The 16804-nt window shown below is 72.2% G+C and carries 19 protein-coding genes and 1 riboswitch; of the genes, 7 read left to right on the forward strand and 12 right to left on the reverse strand.

Annotation, left to right across the window (positions count from 1 at the left end):
* Nucleotides 1-28: 28 nt before the first annotated feature.
* Together CW362_RS18465 and CW362_RS18470 are read right to left on the reverse strand one after the other, a co-directional pair.
* On the reverse strand, nucleotides 29-2593 hold the full coding sequence (locus CW362_RS18465; protein WP_103550603.1) for an ABC transporter permease: 2565 nt from the start codon (nucleotides 2591-2593) through the stop codon (nucleotides 29-31).
* Between the two features lie 7 nt (nucleotides 2594-2600).
* Nucleotides 2601-3560, reverse strand: coding sequence for an ABC transporter ATP-binding protein (locus tag CW362_RS18470; RefSeq protein ID WP_103550604.1), 960 nt, complete (start codon nucleotides 3558-3560; stop codon nucleotides 2601-2603).
* Nucleotides 3561-3857: 297 nt separating this feature from the next.
* Here CW362_RS18470 and CW362_RS18475 point away from each other — a divergent pair, with 297 nt between their 5' ends.
* Nucleotides 3858-4097: a toxin-antitoxin system HicB family antitoxin gene (locus CW362_RS18475; protein ID WP_103550605.1), complete on the forward strand. Its 240-nt coding sequence runs from the start codon at nucleotides 3858-3860 to the stop codon at nucleotides 4095-4097.
* 4 nt (nucleotides 4098-4101) lie between these two features.
* Nucleotides 4102-4476, forward strand: a complete 375-nt coding sequence (locus CW362_RS18480; RefSeq protein WP_103550606.1) for a fic family toxin-antitoxin system, toxin component — start codon at nucleotides 4102-4104, stop codon at nucleotides 4474-4476.
* Nucleotides 4477-4507: 31 nt separating this feature from the next.
* Here CW362_RS18480 and CW362_RS18485 read toward each other — a convergent pair whose 3' ends face one another.
* From CW362_RS18485 to bioB, 4 genes are all read right to left on the reverse strand, one after another.
* The gene (locus CW362_RS18485; protein WP_103550607.1) at nucleotides 4508-5197 is read right to left on the reverse strand and encodes a class I SAM-dependent methyltransferase; all 690 of its coding nucleotides are present in this window, start codon (nucleotides 5195-5197) and stop codon (nucleotides 4508-4510) included.
* 129 nt (nucleotides 5198-5326) lie between these two features.
* Nucleotides 5327-6043 (reverse strand): dethiobiotin synthase, encoded by a 717-nt coding sequence (gene bioD / locus CW362_RS18490; RefSeq protein WP_103550608.1) that lies wholly within the window; start codon nucleotides 6041-6043, stop codon nucleotides 5327-5329.
* Nucleotide 6044: 1 nt separating this feature from the next.
* Complete coding sequence (locus CW362_RS18495; protein ID WP_103550609.1) at nucleotides 6045-7325, reverse strand: adenosylmethionine--8-amino-7-oxononanoate transaminase; 1281 nt, start codon at nucleotides 7323-7325, stop codon at nucleotides 6045-6047.
* A complete protein-coding gene (gene bioB / locus CW362_RS18500; protein ID WP_103550610.1) occupies nucleotides 7318-8544 on the reverse strand; it encodes a biotin synthase BioB in 1227 nt (408 codons plus the stop codon). Before bioB ends, CW362_RS18495 begins: the two co-directional genes overlap by 8 nt.
* Nucleotides 8545-8713: 169 nt before the next feature.
* On the opposite strand from bioB, the gene CW362_RS18505 reads away from it, so the two are divergent.
* A complete protein-coding gene (locus CW362_RS18505; RefSeq protein WP_103550611.1) occupies nucleotides 8714-9838 on the forward strand; it encodes an 8-amino-7-oxononanoate synthase in 1125 nt (374 codons plus the stop codon).
* A gap of 99 nt (nucleotides 9839-9937) precedes the next feature.
* On the opposite strand, the gene CW362_RS18510 is transcribed toward CW362_RS18505, so the two are convergent.
* Together CW362_RS18510 and CW362_RS18515 are read right to left on the reverse strand one after the other, a co-directional pair.
* The gene (locus CW362_RS18510) at nucleotides 9938-10162 is read right to left on the reverse strand and encodes a DUF397 domain-containing protein (protein ID WP_103550612.1); all 225 of its coding nucleotides are present in this window, start codon (nucleotides 10160-10162) and stop codon (nucleotides 9938-9940) included.
* A gap of 13 nt (nucleotides 10163-10175) precedes the next feature.
* The gene (locus CW362_RS18515) at nucleotides 10176-11033 is read right to left on the reverse strand and encodes a helix-turn-helix domain-containing protein (RefSeq protein WP_103550613.1); all 858 of its coding nucleotides are present in this window, start codon (nucleotides 11031-11033) and stop codon (nucleotides 10176-10178) included.
* Nucleotides 11034-11245: 212 nt separating this feature from the next.
* Between CW362_RS18515 and CW362_RS18520 the strand changes: the two genes are divergently transcribed.
* Nucleotides 11246-11704 carry an ATP-binding protein gene (locus tag CW362_RS18520; RefSeq protein WP_103550614.1) on the forward strand — a complete coding sequence of 153 codons (459 nt, stop codon included), beginning with the start codon at nucleotides 11246-11248 and terminating at the stop codon, nucleotides 11702-11704.
* On the opposite strand, the gene CW362_RS18525 is transcribed toward CW362_RS18520, so the two are convergent.
* Nucleotides 11692-12663: a LysR family transcriptional regulator gene (locus tag CW362_RS18525; RefSeq protein WP_103550615.1), complete on the reverse strand. Its 972-nt coding sequence runs from the start codon at nucleotides 12661-12663 to the stop codon at nucleotides 11692-11694. The two genes, CW362_RS18520 and CW362_RS18525, sit on opposite strands and share 13 nt — an antisense overlap.
* Before the next feature lie 110 nt (nucleotides 12664-12773).
* Between CW362_RS18525 and CW362_RS18530 the strand changes: the two genes are divergently transcribed.
* Entirely contained in the window at nucleotides 12774-13469 is a 696-nt protein-coding gene (locus CW362_RS18530; protein ID WP_103550616.1) for a LysE family translocator, read from the forward strand.
* A 70-nt stretch (nucleotides 13470-13539) separates the two neighbouring features.
* Here the strand turns inward: CW362_RS18530 and CW362_RS18535 are convergent, their stop codons facing one another.
* The 3 genes from CW362_RS18535 to CW362_RS18545 form a co-directional block, all read right to left on the reverse strand.
* Nucleotides 13540-14013 carry a C40 family peptidase gene (locus CW362_RS18535; protein ID WP_103550617.1) on the reverse strand — a complete coding sequence of 158 codons (474 nt, stop codon included), beginning with the start codon at nucleotides 14011-14013 and terminating at the stop codon, nucleotides 13540-13542.
* Nucleotides 14014-14016: 3 nt separating this feature from the next.
* Nucleotides 14017-14200, reverse strand: a riboswitch (cyclic di-AMP (ydaO/yuaA leader).
* A gap of 350 nt (nucleotides 14201-14550) precedes the next feature.
* Nucleotides 14551-14856, reverse strand: a complete 306-nt coding sequence (locus CW362_RS18540; RefSeq protein ID WP_103550618.1) for a hypothetical protein — start codon at nucleotides 14854-14856, stop codon at nucleotides 14551-14553.
* Complete coding sequence (locus CW362_RS18545; RefSeq protein WP_103550619.1) at nucleotides 14853-15497, reverse strand: ATP-dependent Clp protease proteolytic subunit; 645 nt, start codon at nucleotides 15495-15497, stop codon at nucleotides 14853-14855. The genes CW362_RS18540 and CW362_RS18545 overlap by 4 nt, the downstream gene beginning before the upstream one ends.
* A 188-nt stretch (nucleotides 15498-15685) precedes the next feature.
* Between CW362_RS18545 and CW362_RS18550 the strand changes: the two genes are divergently transcribed.
* Together CW362_RS18550 and CW362_RS18555 are read left to right on the forward strand one after the other, a co-directional pair.
* The gene (locus CW362_RS18550; RefSeq protein ID WP_103550620.1) at nucleotides 15686-15964 is read left to right on the forward strand and encodes a type II toxin-antitoxin system Phd/YefM family antitoxin; all 279 of its coding nucleotides are present in this window, start codon (nucleotides 15686-15688) and stop codon (nucleotides 15962-15964) included.
* 532 nt (nucleotides 15965-16496) lie between these two features.
* The gene (locus CW362_RS18555; protein ID WP_103550668.1) at nucleotides 16497-16799 is read left to right on the forward strand and encodes an urease subunit gamma; all 303 of its coding nucleotides are present in this window, start codon (nucleotides 16497-16499) and stop codon (nucleotides 16797-16799) included.
* The last annotated feature ends 5 nt before the right edge of the window (nucleotides 16800-16804 follow it).

Here is a 16804-nt window from a genome sequence, read left to right on the forward strand (position 1 = left end):
GCCCACGTGGGCCGGGACGGGCCCGTGGTCACTCGTGCGCGATGGCCGCGAGCACGTTCATGCGCGACGCCCGCAGCGCCGGAAGCAGCGCCGCGACGATACCGACGACGGCCGAGCCGATCACGACCGCGACGATCGTCGTCCAGGGGACGGCGAGCGCCTTCATGCCCTGTAGCGCGAGCACCTGCTGGACGCAGACACCCCAGACGATGCCCAGTGCCAGGCCGAGGACCGCGCCGAACACGGCGATGACCACGGACTCCAGACGGATCATCCGGCGCAGCTGGCGCCGGCCGAGACCGATGGCGCGCAGCAGTCCGATCTCGCGGGTGCGCTCCACGACCGACAGGGCGAGGGTGTTGACCACGCCGAGCACGGCGATGACGATCGCGAGCCCGAGCAGCGCGTACACGAGGTAGAGGAGCACGGCGATCTGGTCGTGGACCAGCTTCTTGTAGTCGGCCTGGTCGCGGACCTGGACCTGCGGATACGGCTCCAGGGTCTTCTCCAGCCGGGGACGCAGCTTCTCGGGGGAGGTGCCCGGGGCCGCGTTCACGTACAGCGCCGAGTCCTGCCCGCCGGGCACGTACTTCTCGATCGTGCCGAAGCCGAAGACGAGTCCGCCCTGCGTCCCGAAGCCTCCGCCGCCCTGGTCGGTGAGCGCGCCCACCGTCAGTTCGGTCGTGCGGCCGGCGGGGAACTCGACCGGGATCGTGCTGCCGACCCGCACGTCGTGGTCGTCGGCGAACTTCACGTCCATGGCGATGCGGCCCTCGCCGAGCGCCGCGGCCGTGTCGCCCCGGGCGTACGTGATGTGGGCGACGTCGTCCAGCTTCGGATCGTAGGCCGCCGCGGTCGTCTCCATCCGCTTGCCGTCGGGCAGCTTCACCGCGACCGGCGTGAACCGCTGCCGGACGACCAGTCCGACCCCCTCGGTGGCGCGCACCTTCTCCGTGACCTCGTGCGAGAACGGCACGAAATTGGCGTTCTGGAGCACGAAGTCGGCGCCGAGGGTCTTGTCGATCTGCTGGTCGAAGGACTTGCTCATGGACGCGCTGGCCACGGACATCCCGCCGACCAGGGCGAGACCGACCATCAGGGCGGCGGCGGTGGCGCCGGTGCGCCGCGGATTGCGCAGCGCGTTGCGCTGGCTCATGCGGCCCACCGGGCCGAAGAGCGCGGGGAACGCGCCCCCGAGGACGCGGATCACCGGGCGGACGAGCAGCGGTCCGGCGATCACCGTCGCGATCAGGGTCAGGACGACACCGAGTCCCAGCAGCGAGGCCGCGGTCGAGGTCTTCGTCGAGGCCGCGCATCCCGCGAGGGCCGCGGCCCCGGCCGCGCCGACGACCCCGCCCACCACGGCCCGTACCCGCAACGGCCGTCCCACGCCCGCGACCTCGGCGTCCGAGAGGGCCGCCATGGGGGAGACGGCCGCCGCGCGCCTGGCCGGCAGATAGGCGGCGACGTACGTGACGCCGACGCCGACGACGTACGCGGCCACGGGGGTCCCCCAGCCGATCACCATCTCCGTGGACTTGAGGTTCATGCCGAAGGCGGTCATCAGCTTGATCAGCCCGACCGCCAGCCCGATCCCGGCCGCGAGGCCGAGGGTCGAGCCGACCAGGCCCAGGAGCAGCGCCTCGGTGAGCACCGACCGGCGCACCTGGCGACGGTCGGCGCCCAGCGCCCGCAGCAGTCCGAGCTCCCGGGTGCGCTGGGCGATCAGCATGGAGAAGGTGTTGACGATGAGGAATATCCCGACGAGCACCGCGATCCCGGCGAAGCCGAGCATCACGTACTTGATGACGTCGAGGAACCCGCCGAGCGACTCGGCGGACGACTTCGCCTGCTCCTCGGCGGTCTTCACCTCGTAGGCCCCGGTGCCGAGTTCGGCCTGGACGCGCTGCTTCAACCGGGCGTCGCCGACCCCCTTCGCGGCGTCCACGGAGATGCTCGTGGCGAGTCCGGGGCGGCCGAGCAGCTTGGTCTGCGCGGTCGGGGTGTCGAGGAAGACCAGCGCGGCACCGGGGTTGGTGGTGGTGAAGGTCGCGATGCCGACGATCCGCACCCGGAAGGAGCCGGGCTGTGCCTGCACGGTCAGGGTGTCGCCGATGCCGAGGTGCTTCTTGTCGGCGGTGTCCGCGTCGAGCAGCGCCTCGTCGCCGCCGTGCGGCTCGTGCCCGGAGGTCAGTTTCACCGGACTGCGTTCGGTGAGCTCCCAGTTGGTGACGATCGTGGGAGCGCCCGTCGTCGGCCCGACCGACTTGTTCGCGCTGTCGACGACGGGGGCGTTCTCCACCGACGCGTCCACGTGCGTGGCGGCGACCCCGTCGACCTTCGCGAGCCGGTCCGCGAGGGAGGCCGGAACGGTCTCGGTGGCCCCGGTGGGCAGTTGGGACTTCAGGTCGTTCTTCGGCTCCACGGTCACATCGGCCGCGGTGGAGGCGAAGAGCCGGTCGAACGTACGGGTCACCGTGTCCGAGAAGATGAGACTGCCCGCGACGAACGCCACGGACAGCACGATGGCCAGGGCCGAGAGCAGCAGCCGCCCTTTGTGCGCGAGGAAGCTGCGCAATGTCGCCTTGAGCACGAGGGCCTCAGTCCTTGTCGAGGGTCACGTCGCCGGAACCGCCGGGAGCGGTGTCGCCGGAACCGCCGTGAGCGGTGTCGTCGACGGCGGCGACGGGAGCCGTGCCGTCCGCGCCGCGGACGCCCTCCGTGGGGTCCCCGCCGTCTTCGGGCGCCGCTCCACCGGGCGTGCCGCGCCCGCCGTCGAAGGTCACCCGGGCCGTGTCGAAACGCTTCATCCGCTCCAGCACGGCTTCCGCCGAGGGCCGTTCCATCTCGTCCACTATCCGTCCGTCCGCGAGGAAGAGCACGAGGTCGGAGTGGGCGGCGGCACCGGGGTCGTGCGTGACCATGACGACGGTCTGGCCCAGCCCGTCGACGGCCTCGCGCAGGAACCCGAGGACTTCGAGGCCCGCCCGCGAGTCCAGGTTCCCGGTCGGCTCGTCCGCGAAGATCAACTCGGGCCGGGAGGCGAGCGCCCGCGCGCAGGCGACGCGCTGCTGCTGTCCACCGGAGAGCTGGGCGGGCCGGTGCTTGAGGCGCTCGCGCAGCCCGAGGGTGTCGATGACCTGGTCGAGCCACTTCTGGTCGGGCTTCTGGCCCGCGATGTCCATGGGCAGCGTGATGTTCTCGGCCGCGTTCAGGGTGGGGATCAGATTGAACGACTGGAACATGAAGCCGATCCGGTCCCGTCGCAGCCGGGTCAGTTCGCGGTCCTTCAGGCCGGTGATCTCGGTGTCGCCCAGCCACACCTGTCCGGCCGAGACGGTGTCCAGGCCCGCCAGACAGTGCATGAGGGTGGACTTCCCGGAGCCCGAGGGGCCCATGACGGCGGTGAACCGGCCGCGCGCGATGTCCACGTCGACCGAGTCGAGTGCCAGTACCGCGGTCTCGCCGGAACCGTACGCCTTGGTCAGGCCGCGGGCGCGGGCGGCGATCCCGTCCCCTTCCGCGCGGCCGGGAATCTGCTCCGCAGCAGCTGTGGACAAGACCGCCTCCTCTGTGATGGATGCCCGGACTCCTCGTCCGGCCCGAGCGTAGTGTGACCGGGGGCACACCCGGTATCCCCCCTAGGTGCCGAGCGGTCTCCGTCCCAGGGTGGGTCCCTGATATCGATGTAAGGGGCACTCTCCACCGCGGCTCTCCACCCTCGGCATCTTCGCCTCGGCGTCTTCGCGTCCGCGTCCTCGCCTTCGCGTCTTCGTCCTACTGTCTTCGTCGGCCGGGTCTCCGCCCCGGACCGGGCCCCCTTGCCGGTGCTAGCGGCATCGCGCTAGCTTCGAAGGATGGCGAAGACTCAGCTGAACGTCCGGGTGGACGAGGGCACCGCGAGAGCCGCCCGTGAGCGAGCCCTGGAACGGGGGATGAGCGTGAACCGCTACATCGAGGAGCTGGTCCGGCAGGACACCGGGGAAGTGGGCCGCACCTTCGTGGAGGCCGCCGCCGATTTCATGAAGCAGTACGAGTCCGTGTTCGCCGAGGAGTTCGGCCCGGACCGTGAAGGCACCAGCGAAGGTCGTCGTTGATCCGTTGAGCAGTCTCAGAGTCGATCTTGCCTGGCTCCTCATGATCGCCGAACAGAAGACCCCCGGAGACCCCCAGGTCACCGACTGGGGAGCCCTCGTCGCCGCGGTCGCCCGGCACGAGGCGGAGATCCTCGGCATCCCGGTCTACGACAGCCCGCACGCCCGCGCCGCCGCACTGCTCCAGCTCCTGCTGCACGTCCCGGCGCTGGAACGCTCCAACGCGATGTTCGCCTCGGCCGTCGCCTACGCCTATCTCGTCGCCAGCGGCCTGAAGGTCGTCACCTCGCCCGAGCAGGTGCGGGACCTGGCCCGTCTGGTGAAGAACGGCGAGGCCACCGTGCACGACATCGCGCACGAACTGCGCCGCTGGAGTCTGTGACACCCACGGCGCCCGGCCGCCGCGGGACCCGTCAGCCGAGCGGCCGGCGGGCCGTGCCCAGGACGCAGTACGACGTGGGCAGGCGCGGGCCCTTCTCCGGCATCAGCAGCCGCCGGTACGGGCCCAGTTCGAACCCGGCCGCACGCAGTGCGGCGATCGGCTCGCGGGCCACGTGACAGCCGCCGCACAACCGCGGCCACACCGTGGCGTCCAGGCCCCGCTGGACCGCCCCCATGACCCGTCCGCCGCCCCTGCCGTGCTCGAAGAACCGCACCGTGCCGCCCGGCCGCAGCACCCGCCGCACCTCGGCGAGCGTCCTCGGCACGTCCCGCACGCTGCACAGCACCAGCGAGAGCACGGCGGCGTCGTACGCCTCGCTCTTGACCGGCAGGGCCTCGGCGGCGCCCGGCGCCACGTCGACGGGCACCTCGCAGCGCAGCGCCGCCTCCACCGCCAACTGCCGCAGCAGGCGCTCGGGTTCGATGGCGACGACCTCCGAGACGGTGCCCGGGTAGTGGGCGAAGTTCAGACCGTTGCCCGCGCCGATCTCGATCACCCGCCCGGACAGCCCGGCGAGCAGTCGGTCGCGCACCCCGCCGATCCCCATCCGGGTCTCGGCGCGGACACTGAGACGGGCGTAGGAGCGGGCGAACACCGGATGGTGCACGGCCTCCGCGGAGACCTTGCCGGAGCCGGCCGGCCGGAGCGGCTTGAACGGCATGACGGACCTCCCGGGAGACGGGGCTCACCGGGATTGTCCCCCCTGGACGGCCGCCGCACGCCTCGCCCGTCGGGGGCGAGGCGGTTTCACCCGGCCGGGGACGACCACGGCCGGGTGACGGAGCCGGTGTCAGGCCGTGTGCGCCGCGGCGAAGACGCCCGCGTTCCAGCGTCCGCCCAGCCGGTGGTCCAGCCAGCCCGGCGCACCGGCACGGAAGTCCGCGGGCGAGAGGATCCCCGCGCCCTCCGGGACCGCGCCCAGCAGGGGTGCTCCGGACACCGCGGGCAGGTCCGCGAGGTTGCACCGCATCGCCAGGTCGGGGGAGTCCGGCCAGCTCCCGATCACCACGCCCGCGAACTCCAGTTCCCGCAGCCGTAGTTCACGAGCCGTCAGTTCCGTCGTGTTGAGCGTCCCCAGCCCGGCCGAGGCGACGACCAGCACGGGAGCGTCCAGCAGCCGGGCCACGTCCGCCAGCGTTCCGTCCGCGTCGTCGAACCGGACGAGCAGACCGCCCGCGCCCTCCACCAGCACCAGATCGTGTTCGGTGGCGAGCTTCGCCGCGGCCTCCGCCGCCGCCTCGGGGGACACGGTCGGCAGCCCGGCCCGCCGGGCGGCCGTCGCGGGCGCCAACGGCTCGGGATAGCGGCCCAGCTCGAGGGTGGTGACGGCACCGGCGAGCCGGGCCACCTCGTCGGCGTCGCCGCGCTCGTGCGGGCCCACGCCCGTCTGCGCGGGCTTCAGGACGGCCACGGACCGCCCGGCGGCGAGGGCCGTGGCGGCGACGGCGGCCGTGACGACCGTCTTGCCCACCTCCGTGCCCGTCCCCGTGATCACCAGTACCGCCATCTCAGCCCTCCCGCGCCGCCGCGCACACCGCGCGTGTGATCCGTGCCAGGTCCGTGTCACCGGTGACGTACGGCGGCATCGTGTAGACGAGGTCGCGGAACGGCCGCAGCCACACGCCCTCGCGCACCGCGGCCGCCGTCGCCGCCCCCATGTCCACCTCGTGGTCGAGCTGGACGACCCCGATCGCGCCGAGCACGCGTACGTCCCGGACGCCCGGCAGCGAGGCCGCCTCCGCGAGGCCGTCCCGCAGCCCCGCCTCGATCCGCTTCACCTCGGTCCGCCAGTCCTGCCCCAGCAGCAGGTCGACGGAGGCGCACGCCACCGCGGCGGCGAGCGGATTGCCCATGAAGGTCGGGCCGTGCGCGAGCACCGGGACCTCACCGCGCGAGATGCCCTCGGCCACCCGCGAGGTGCACAGCGTCGCCGCCATCGTCAGATAGCCGCCGGTCAGCGCCTTGCCGACACACATCACGTCCGGGGTGACGCCCGCGTGGTCCGCCGCGAACAGCTCACCCGTACGGCCGAAACCCGTGGCGATCTCGTCGAACACGAGCAGGACGTCGTGCGCGTCGCAGGCCTCGCGCAGCACCCGCAGGTAGTCGGGGGAGTGGAAGCGCATCCCGCCCGCGCCCTGCACCACCGGCTCCACGATCACCGCGGCGAGTTCGTCGGCGTGCCGCCCGATCAGCTCGCGCAGGTGGTCCGCGTACGACTCCTCGTACGCGGCCGGCGGAGTGTCGGCGAACACCTGGCGCTGGAGCACGCCCTGCCACAGCTCGTGCATCCCGCCCTCGGGGTCGCACACCGACATGGGCTGCCAGGTGTCCCCGTGGTAGCCGCCCCGCCAGGTCAGCAACCGCTGCTTGCCCGGACGGCCGAGCGAGCGCCAGTACTGGAGGCACATCTTGACGGCGACCTCGACCGAGACCGAGCCGGAGTCGGCGAGGAAGACGTGCTCCAGGCCCTCCGGCGAGATGTCGACCAGCCGCTTGGCCAGCAGGACGGCGGGCTCGTGGGTGAGCCCGCCGAACATCACATGGCTCATGCGCTCCAGCTGGCCGCGCGCGGCGTCGTTCAGGACCGGGTGGTTGTAGCCGTGGATGGCCGACCACCAGGACGACATGCCGTCGACCAGCTCGCCCGTACCGTCGGCCAGCCGCAGCCGGACCCCGCTCGCCGACTCCACGACCAGCGGCTCCTGGCGGCCGGGCATGGGCCCGTAGGGATGCCAGACGTGCCGCCGGTCGAGGTCGAGCAGTTCCCGCACGGACAGGTCAGGCATTGGGCGCGAGGTCCGTTCCGGCGCCGCGACGGCGTACGGAGACGAGGTCGGTACGGGCGTCGGCGGGAGCCTCGGCCGCGGCCGAGGGCACCGAGCCGCACACGCCGCCGCCCCCGTGGGACCCGCAGCCCGCCTCGGCCGCCGCTCCGCAGCCGGCGCCCTCGTGCGATCCGCAGCCGCCTTCCGCGTGCGATCCGCAGCCGCCGCCGGACGGGGCGCGGTGCTCGGGCAGCGTCACCTCGCCCGCGTTCTCCACCTCGAAGCCGGCGTCGGCGATCATCTCCAGGTCGGCCTTGCCCGCCTGGCCCTCGCTGGTGAGGTAGTCACCGAGGAAGATCGAGTTGGCGAGGTGCAGGGCGAGCGGCTGCATCGTGCGCAGGTGCACCTCGCGGCCGCCGGCGATCCGGACCTCGACGTCCGGGCAGACGAAGCGGACCATGGCCAGGATGCGCAGACAGCGCTGCGGGGTGAGGTTCCACTCCTTGGCGAGCGGGGTTCCCTCGAACGGGATCAGGAAGTTCACCGGAACGGAGTCGGGGTCGAGCTCGCGCAGCGCGTACACGACGTCCACGAGGTCCTCGTCCGACTCGCCCATGCCCGCGATCAGACCCGAGCAGGCGGACAGCCCCGCCGCGTGCGCCTTCTGGACGGTGTCCACCCGGTCGGCGTACGTGTGGGTGGTCGTGATCTCCCCGTACGTCCCCTCGGACGTGTTCAGGTTGTGGTTGTAGGCGTCCGCGCCCGCCTCGCGCAGCCGCTCGGCCTGGCCGTCGGAGAGCAGACCGAGGCAGGCGCACACCTCGACGTTCTCGTTCTGGTCCTTGATCGCCTTGATCGTGTCGGAGACCCGGTCCACGTCGCGGTCCGTCGGACCGCGCCCGCTGGCCACCAGGCACACCCGCTTGGCGCCCCCGGCGAGACCGGCCGCCGCGGCCTTGGACGCCTCCTCGGGCTTGAGCCAGGTGTACTTGAGGATGCCGGCCGTCGAGCCGAGACGCTGCGAGCAGTACGAGCAGTCCTCCGGGCACAGGCCCGACTTCAGGTTGACGAGGTAGTTCAGTTTCACCCGTCGGCCGAACCACTGCCGGCGTACCTTGCCGGCCGCGGCCACCACGTCCAGCACGTCGTCGTCGGAGGTGGCCAGTACGGCCAGTGCCTCGTCACGGGTCGGCAGCTCGCGCCGAAGCCCCTTGTCCACCAGCGTGTTCAGCAGGTCCATGAGGTCCGATCCTGGACCATGCGACCGCTCCCGGCCAAGGAGAGTTTGCACAACAGAGATGGTTCGACGTGTGGGTATTGCCACATCATGCGCCGACGGGGTGACCGCTAGGGTCTGTTCACTGCCTACAAATCACCGCCACCGCACCGCAGCGAGACCCGGAGGAAACATGGCGTTCGGCTGGATCGACGAGCAGGCCGAGGCGCGCCGCAGGGCCGGACTCGTGCGGACGCTGCGCCCCCGTCCGGCCCGGTCCCCGCTCCTCGATCTCGCGAGCAACGACTATCTCGGTCTCGCCCGCCATCCGGAGGTGACCGAGGGCGCGGCCGAGGCCGCCCGTACCTGGGGCGGCGGCGCGACGGGCTCGCGGCTCGTCACCGGCACCACCGAGCTCCACGGCGAGCTGGAACGCGAACTGGCCGACTTCTGCGGGTTCGAGTCCGCGCTCGTCCTGTCCTCGGGCTACGCGGCCAACCTCGCCGCCGTCACCGCGCTCGCGCCGTTCGGCTCGCTGGTCGTCTCGGACGCGGGCAACCACGCCTCCCTGATCGACGGCTGCCGACTGGCCCGCGGCACCACGCAGGTGGTCCCCCACGCGGACCCCGACGCCGTGCGCAAGGCCCTCGGCACCCACGACGGACCGGCCGTCACCGTCTCCGACACGGTCTTCTCGGTGGACGGCGACGCGGCCCCGCTCGCCGGACTCGCCCGTGCCTGCCGGGAGCACGGGGCCGGACTGATCGTCGACGACGCGCACGGCCTCGGTGTCCTGGGCGACGGCGGCAGGGGCGCTCCGCACGCCGCGGGGCTCGCGGGGGACCCGGACGTCGTCGTGACCGTCACGCTCTCCAAGTCGCTCGGGAGCCAGGGCGGTGCCGTCCTCGGACCGGCGGCGGTCATCGACCACCTGGTCAACGCGGCGCGCACCTTCATCTTCGACACGGGCCTCGCGCCCGCGGCGGCGGGAGCGGCCCTCGCGGCGCTGCGGCTGCTGCGCCGTGAGCCCGGGCGTGCGGCGCGGGCGCGCGAGGTGGCCACGGCACTGCACACGCGGCTGACGGCGGAGGGTCTCTCCGCGGTACGGCCGGACGCGGCCGTCGTCTCCGTGCGGGCACCGTCCCCCGAACGGGCGGTGCGATGGGCGGCCGACTGTCGCGAGGCGGGCCTCGCCGTCGGCTGTTTCCGTCCCCCGTCGGTGCCCGACGGTGTTTCGCGGCTGCGGCTGACGGCCCGCGCGGACCTCACCGAGGAGCAGATCGAGCACGCGGTGGACGTGATCAGCCGGAACCGGTGAAACGGTGGAGCGATCGATCGACGAGCGGGTGGGGCGATCGGCCGGTGGTCCGCAGGGGCGGCCGGCCGGTGGTGCGGTGGAACGGTGAACCGTGCGGGGTCAGTTCAGCCCGGTGATGAACCCCTCCCAGACGCCCGGGGTGAACAGCAGGGCGGGTCCCGCCGTGTTCTTGGAATCGCGCACCGCGACCATCCCGGACCACGGTCCGGTGCTCGGGCGTGCGGTCTCGACGCAGTTGTTCATCCCGGTACTGCGGCTGCTGCGCAGCCATCGCACATGGTGCAGTGAAGTGCTGGAGCGTACGTACCGAGGCATTGCGGACATGACGTGCGCCTCCTTACGTGTCGTCACCTATCGCGGCGATGTAGTCCAACGAGTCCTCGGGTGAAAGGGCGTGGAACCGAAGGGCGTCGAAGGCCTCGGCATAGGCCCGGAGGTCTTCTTTCCGCTCGAGATAGAGGCTACTCGTCAAGTGGTCGAGAACAACCACGTCCAGATCAGTTGTGTTCGGAAATGAGAAAATAACGAAAGGGCCGGTCACTCCGATGTGTGCCCCGGCGGCGAACGGCAGTACCTGGAGCCGTACTTGGGGCAGGGTGGCGGCCTCCCGCAGCCGGCGCAGCTGGCGTGCCATGACGTCGGGGCCGCCGACCTCCCGCCGTAACACCGCTTCGTCCAGGACGGCGGACAGCTCCAGCGGCGGATCCGAACGCAGGACGTCCTGCCGGGCCAGGCGCACCTCGACCAGGGCGTCGAGCTTGCTCTCCTCCAGTCCGTCCACGGCGGCCCGCGTCACCGCGCGGGCGTACTCCGGCGTCTGCAGCAGCCCGGGTACGACAGAGGTCTCCAGGGTGCGCATGCCGCTGGCCCCCGACTCCAGGCTGATGAAGTCGCGGTAGGCCTGCGGGAGCACGCCGCGGTACGCGTGCCACCAGTGGTGGCGGCCGTTCCCCTCGGATCCCGCCAGCACGACGAGGAGTTCGCGCAGTTCGGGGTCCTCGACGCCGTACGCGTGCAACAGGCGTTCCACGTCGGCCGGTTTCACCCCGCTGGTGCCCGTCTCGATGCGGCTCACCTTCGACTGGTGCCAGCCGAGCAGGCGGGCCGCCTCTCCGCTCGTGAGACCCGTGCCGGCGCGCAGTGCGCGCAGTTCGGCACCGAGCTTGCGGCGGCGCACCGCGGGACCGTGCTGCATGACTGTTCTCCTTACTCCTTCCAAGTCGTCCGAATACGCTCTGCCGACGCAGAGTTCACCGCATCGAGCGACAGATATATGCATTACTCGGTGGATCGCACCCGCGACCGGCCCGGTAATGGCAGTCTGGCGCAAGCACCAGTCCGGGACCGTACTCGAACCATCCGCTCGGTGTCGGGTTCCGGTCCCGTGGGAAAGGGACGAACGTCGCCATGGCAGACCATCAGGAAGCATCCGTCACGCTGCCGAGCGAACCGGCCTCGGTTTCCGTGGCCCGTAAATTCGTCGCCGAAGTGCTGGCCGAATGGGGCCTGCCGCGCGACTGCGAAGACGCCGAGACGGTACGTCTGATCGTGTCCGAACTGGCCACCAACGCCGTTCAGCACACGTTCGGACAGTCGCCCACCTTCACGGTCGGTGTGCGCCTCGACCGGGAGGAGCGCCTGCGCATCGGGGTCACCGACAGCCATCCGCGCTTTCCGAAGCGGTTGCCCGCGGCCGTCCAGCAGGACAACGGCCGGGGCATGGTGATCATCCGCTGGCTGACCGCCGAATGCGGCGGCAGGCTCACCGTCCGCCCGACCCGGGAGGGCGGCAAGACGGTTTCCATCGAAATCCCGTGGACGGTACCGGTCCGGACGGTGCCGACCGGGTGGCCTCAGGAGCCCTGAGGCGCGTCGTCCCGATGTCCCCGGACATCCGGCCGGCCGCCGGTCCGGTGCCGTCCGGCCCGCCCGAAGGCACCCCGCAGCAGGGCGCGGAACGCGTCGGCCGCGGGCGCCGTCACATCCGTCCGGTGGGCGACCGAGATCGTGCGGCGCAGATCTCCCGGCTCCAGCAGCCTGGTGCCCACCGGCGTCGCCGCCGTCGCCGCCACCATCTCCGGCACGACCGCGACCCCGAGTCCGGCGCTGACCAGCGCGCACACCAGGGCGTACCCGGGGGTCTCGACGAGCACGGCCGGTGTGGCCCCCGCCTCGGCGAGCGCGGCCTCCACCCCCTGCCGGGGAGGGTGGTCCGGGGCCATGCTGATCAGCGGCTGCCCGGCGAGCTCGGAGAGCGGCAGCCGCGTCGAACCGCCCGCGAGAAGGTGACCGGGAGCGGTCACCAGCACCAGTTCCTCGACCAGGACCGGCTCGACGCCCACGGACGAGGGGAGCGGTACCGGCGGGGCGGGCTGATAGGTGTGGGTGAGCGCCAGGTCCACCTCGCCGGCCGCGACCGCCGCGATCCCGTGCGGCGGTTCGTGGTCGGCGACCGCGAGCGCCACGTCCGGGTGGGCCCGGCGGAAGGCGCTGAGCACGGGCGGCAGCAGATGGATGCCCGCCGTCTGGAAGGTGCCGAGCCGCAGTGTGCCGCCCGACAGCCCCGTCAGACGGGCCAGTTCGTGCCGGGCCAGCTCCATCTCGTCGAGGACCCGGCGGGCCCGTACGACCAGCAGTTCACCCGCGCCGGTGAGCCGGGTCCCGCGGTGGGAGCGCACCAGCAGCGTCGCCCCCGTCTCCCGCTCCAGCTTCGCCACCTGCTGGGACAGCGCCGGCGGGGTGTAGCCGAGGCGCTCGGCGGCCCGGGTGATCGACCCCGCCTCGGCGACCGCCACCAGCGCCGCGAGCCGCGTCGGGTCGTACATCGCGGCCCTCCCGGATCCGGTGGCACCCTGCCAGGTCTAAACGACCGCTTAAGACCGGCCCAGGATATTCGACATACCTGCTGAAGGCCCGTACCGGGCAGCCTGGGGGCATGGACGCACAGCTCATCGCCTTCACGGGCGTCGCCGCGGGCATGGTCGCCATGCCCGGCGCGGATTTCACCGTCGTCGTACGCAACGCGCTCGTCTCCCGCCGGGCGGGCCTCGCGTGCGCCCTCGGCATCACGGGCGGGCTGCTGATCCACACCGCGCTCGCCGTCGCCGGGGTCGCCGCGGTCCTGACCGCCGTGCCGACGCTCTTCAGGACGCTCCAACTGCTCGGCGGGGCCTACGTGCTGTACCTGGGCCTGCGCACGCTCCGCTCGCCGGTCCGTCCGGGCGGGGCGGCGGCCGGAGGAACGGACCCGGGGCCGCGCGACACGGCGGCGGGGGAGCCGGGCTCCGCCGCGGCACCGCACGGGGCGGGGGCGCGGGGGGCGGGCCGGGGCGCGCGTCCGCTGAGGCAGGGCTTCGTCACCAACGCGCTCAACCCGAAGGCGCCCGTCACCTTCCTCAGCCTGCTGCCGCAGTTCGTGCCGGCGGGCAGTCCCGCGATGCCGCGGACCCTGCTGCTCGCGCTGATCGTGGTCGCTCTGGCCCTGGTGTGGTTCCCGGCGGTCGCGCTGCTGGTGGACCGGCTCGGGCGGTGGCTGCGCGGACCGCGGGCCGCACGGGCCGTGGCGGGGCTCACCGGCGGCGCCCTCACCGTTCTGGGCCTCGTCCTGCTGCTGGAGCCCCTGAGGAGCTGAGAGGGCGTCACGACGGCCGTGAGGAGGGCCGGCCCCGGGGCGGCGAGGTCCGCCGCCCCGGAGGCGAGGATCAGCCGACCCTGCCGTACCAGACGCTTCTCGTCCAGATCTTCTGGAGCTTCACCACTTCCCCGGTCTTCGGGGAGTGCCAGATCTTCCCCTTCCCGGCGTAGATGCCGACGTGGTACACGTTCCGGCCCGAGTGGAAGAACACGAGGTCACCGGCCTTGCGGTGCGAGGCCGAGACGTGGTGCGTCTTGTTGTACTGGGCCGCGGCCGTACGGGGCAGCTTCTTGCCCGCCTTCTTGTACGAGTAGAGCGTGAGCCCTGAGCAGTCGAAGCGGTGCGGTCCGGTGGCGCCCCACTGGTAGGGGGAGCCGTGCTTCGACGCCGCGACCTGGAGTGCCCTCGTCGCGACGGTGGCCGCCTCGGCCTCGGATGCGGCGCCGGGGACCACGAGGCTGCCGCCCACCGCGGCAAGGGTGAGCGCCGAGGCCGTACCGGCCCGGGTCCACAGCGACGGGACACGATTGAGCGCAGTCATGCGCAACCCTTCGTCAGCCGCCTGTGAAGGATGACCTGTCGGATTCGGGCTGGCGAAGTTGCCCGGCCGCGGTTGCGGCTTCACCCCAAGGACCGCCCGGAACTGTTCCGGCGGCCCGTCTAGCTGGGTCCTCCACTCCTGCCGATCCACTCCTGTCGACCGGTCATCCGGGCAGCGGCAGGACTCGGCGTCCGCCCGGACCGCCCCGCCGCTGTGGCGGGGGCTTGTCGTCGGAAGGGATCTTCACTCATGAGGGGCGGAAAATCCGAGCGGAATCGGCGTTTTGTGGGCTTACTCACCACTCACCCGTTCGGGTGAACAGACCTGCGTTCGAGCACGTGTTGGAGACACCGATGAGGCCCGCACCTGCGGTGGAGGGCCTCATCCGGCCTCCGTGGTCCGCGCGTTGCGCAACTCGGAGGGGTCGTGGAAAGGATCGTGAAATACGCCATCGGGGGGTACACCATCCGGTCCGTTTGAGTCGTGGGCCGGACGGTGCGGGGCTCCGGCGCGCACCGGCCCGCCGGTGCGGGTCCGTCAACTGCCGGACCCGGGCGGCACGGTGACCCTGGCCGTCCGCCGTTCTCCGCCGAGCACCCGCAGGGCCTGGGCCAGCGTCGGGGCGTGCACCTCGCTCTCGCCCCGCTGGTGCATCAGGGCGAGGGCGTCCCGCAGCGCCTCCGCCTTGCCGACCAGTGCCTGAGCCGCCCTCAGGCCGCGATAGGTGTCTCCGGGGCGGGACGGGTTGATGCGGCCGACCAGGTCGACCACGTCGAGATAGCGGTCGATCAGCTCGGCCTCGGCGCGGGTCAGCGCGGGCAGCGGGGGTAGGTCCGGGATCATCGGCCGCGCACCTCGCGTCCGGCGTCCGGCGCGGGCCTGCGGCTCGGGACGACCCGGTCGACCAGCCCGTAGGCCCGTGCCCCCGGCGCGTCGAAGATCTTGTCGCGCTCGATGTCCGCGGCGATCCGCTCCGGGCTCCGCCCCGTGTGGCGCCCGAGCATCTCCTCCAGGATCCGGCGGGTGCGGGCCAATTCCTCGGCCTGGACCGCCAGATCGCCCGGATGGCCCTCGATCGGTTCCGGGACCGACGGCTGGCGCAGGAGGACGCGGGCCCCCGGCAGCGCGAGCCGTTTGCCCGGAGTTCCGGCGGCCAGCAGCACCGCCGCGGTCGAGTCCGCCCGGCCGAGGCAGATCGTCTCGACGTCGCAGGTGACGAACCGCATCGTGTCGTAGATCGCGGTCATCGCGCCGAAGGAGCCGCCCGGGGAGTTGATGTACAGCGAGATGTCCCGCTCGGGCGCCTGGTGTTCGAGGTACATGAACTGCGCCGTCACGTCGTTCGCCGAGGTGTCGTCGATCGGTGTCCCGAGGAACACGATCCGCTCGCCGAGCAGCTTCGCGTACGGATCGAGGGTCCGGTGCCCCGTGCTCGTGCGTTCGGTGAACTCGGGCAGGACGTGACGGGCGGACGGGCTGTCCATGGCGTGCCTCCTCAGGTCGACGTCTGTAAAAAATGTACAGGACGTACGTCCTTGTGGGAGAGGGTCATGCCGAGAGCGAAAACGGTGGTGCCGTCGGACGCGAAGGGGGCCGAGGGTGCCGCGCACCGTCGGCCGGGGGGATCCCGCACCCCCGCGGGGTGCGGGAGGCCCGGTCTAAGCTGGACGTCATGGCCTACGAGATTCCGGTGACGCAAGCCAGGGCTGAGCTCGCCGAACTGATCAACCGCGTCGTGTACGGCGGTGAGCGCGTCGTCGTGACGCGGCACGGGAAGCCGCTCGTCGCCCTGGTCTCGGCCGCCGACCTGGAGCGCCTCGAGGAACTCCCGGAGTCCGCCGACGAGCAGGTGATCAGCTCTCTGGCCGGCGTCCGTGACGTGGCGTCCGCGCCCCGCGAGCACCAGCGGTTCGGCATCGCCGCGGAGCACCGGGGGCCCAGCGCGTCCTAGCTGCCGCATACGGAACCGGTCTCTGCCCGCACCCGGGAACGGGGCCGGTGCCTCCTGGCCGCCGCGGGGCGGGCGAGCCCAGCGCCTGCGAGCCGCACTCGGTCACGGGAGCCCGGCGCCTCCTGACCGCCCCCGCATACGGGGCAGGCGCCTCCTGTCGGCCGGTGGTCCAGGCGGGTCCAGCGCTTTCGAGCCGCCCGGCGTCTCTCGGCCGTCTTCGCCCGTGCCGGGGAGCCGCCCCTGTTCTGCCGCAGGCGCTCCAGCGCGTCGGGTCGACCGCCGTATACGTCCCGGTGGTGGCCGGATCCTCCCACCGTGGGGTGGCGGCGTGGTCCGCCTGGGCGGATTCGGGCAAGCGGGGCGCTTCCGCGGGCCCGGAGGGGCCCTGCGGGCCGGGCCGGAAGGGATCACAGGCCGGTTAACGTCCTCGAAACCCCGTCCGGCTAGCGTGCCCATCCACGCCGCCAGGGACCTCGGTGGCCGCGGCCACCGGCCCCGCACGGTCCGGAGCGAGGATGTGAGGTGGGACGTCGTGCAACTGACCCCGCACGAGCAGGAGAGGCTGCTGATCCACGTGGCGGCCGATGTCGCCGAGAAGCGCCGGGCCCGCGGACTGAGACTGAACCACCCCGAGGCCGTCGCGCTGATCACGTCGCACATCCTCGAAGGCGCCCGTGACGGCCGTACCGTCGCCGAACTCATGTCCTCCGGGCGCAAGATCCTCACCCGGGACGACGTCATGACGGGCATCCCCGAGATGATCCACGACGTCCAGGTCGAGGCGACCTTCCCGGACGGCACCAAGCTGGTCACCGTCCACGACCCGATCGTCTGACGGAG

The organism is Streptomyces populi (assembly GCF_002911015.1).
GTDB lineage: Bacteria > Actinomycetota > Actinomycetes > Streptomycetales > Streptomycetaceae > Streptomyces > Streptomyces populi.

Bases quoted from the DNA above. Each gene is read 5' to 3' on its own strand.
- CW362_RS18510 (WP_103550612.1), bottom strand. From the start codon at position 10,162: ATGTCCGCAATGCCTCGGTACGTACGCTCCAGCACTTCACTGCACCAT.
- bioD (WP_103550608.1), bottom strand. From the start codon at position 6,043: ATGGCGGTACTGGTGATCACGGGGACGGGCACGGAGGTGGGCAAGACG.
- CW362_RS18485 (WP_103550607.1), bottom strand. From the start codon at position 5,197: ATGCCGTTCAAGCCGCTCCGGCCGGCCGGCTCCGGCAAGGTCTCCGCG.
- bioB (WP_103550610.1), bottom strand. From the start codon at position 8,544: ATGGACCTGCTGAACACGCTGGTGGACAAGGGGCTTCGGCGCGAGCTG.
- CW362_RS18520 (WP_103550614.1), top strand. From the start codon at position 11,246: ATGGCAGACCATCAGGAAGCATCCGTCACGCTGCCGAGCGAACCGGCC.
- CW362_RS18550 (WP_103550620.1), top strand. From the start codon at position 15,686: ATGGCCTACGAGATTCCGGTGACGCAAGCCAGGGCTGAGCTCGCCGAA.
- CW362_RS18530 (WP_103550616.1), top strand. From the start codon at position 12,774: ATGGACGCACAGCTCATCGCCTTCACGGGCGTCGCCGCGGGCATGGTC.
- CW362_RS18525 (WP_103550615.1), bottom strand. From the start codon at position 12,663: ATGTACGACCCGACGCGGCTCGCGGCGCTGGTGGCGGTCGCCGAGGCG.
- CW362_RS18545 (WP_103550619.1), bottom strand. From the start codon at position 15,497: ATGGACAGCCCGTCCGCCCGTCACGTCCTGCCCGAGTTCACCGAACGC.
- CW362_RS18515 (WP_103550613.1), bottom strand. From the start codon at position 11,033: ATGCAGCACGGTCCCGCGGTGCGCCGCCGCAAGCTCGGTGCCGAACTG.
- CW362_RS18495 (WP_103550609.1), bottom strand. From the start codon at position 7,325: ATGCCTGACCTGTCCGTGCGGGAACTGCTCGACCTCGACCGGCGGCAC.
- CW362_RS18475 (WP_103550605.1), top strand. From the start codon at position 3,858: ATGGCGAAGACTCAGCTGAACGTCCGGGTGGACGAGGGCACCGCGAGA.
- CW362_RS18505 (WP_103550611.1), top strand. From the start codon at position 8,714: ATGGCGTTCGGCTGGATCGACGAGCAGGCCGAGGCGCGCCGCAGGGCC.
- CW362_RS18535 (WP_103550617.1), bottom strand. From the start codon at position 14,013: ATGACTGCGCTCAATCGTGTCCCGTCGCTGTGGACCCGGGCCGGTACG.
- CW362_RS18540 (WP_103550618.1), bottom strand. From the start codon at position 14,856: ATGATCCCGGACCTACCCCCGCTGCCCGCGCTGACCCGCGCCGAGGCC.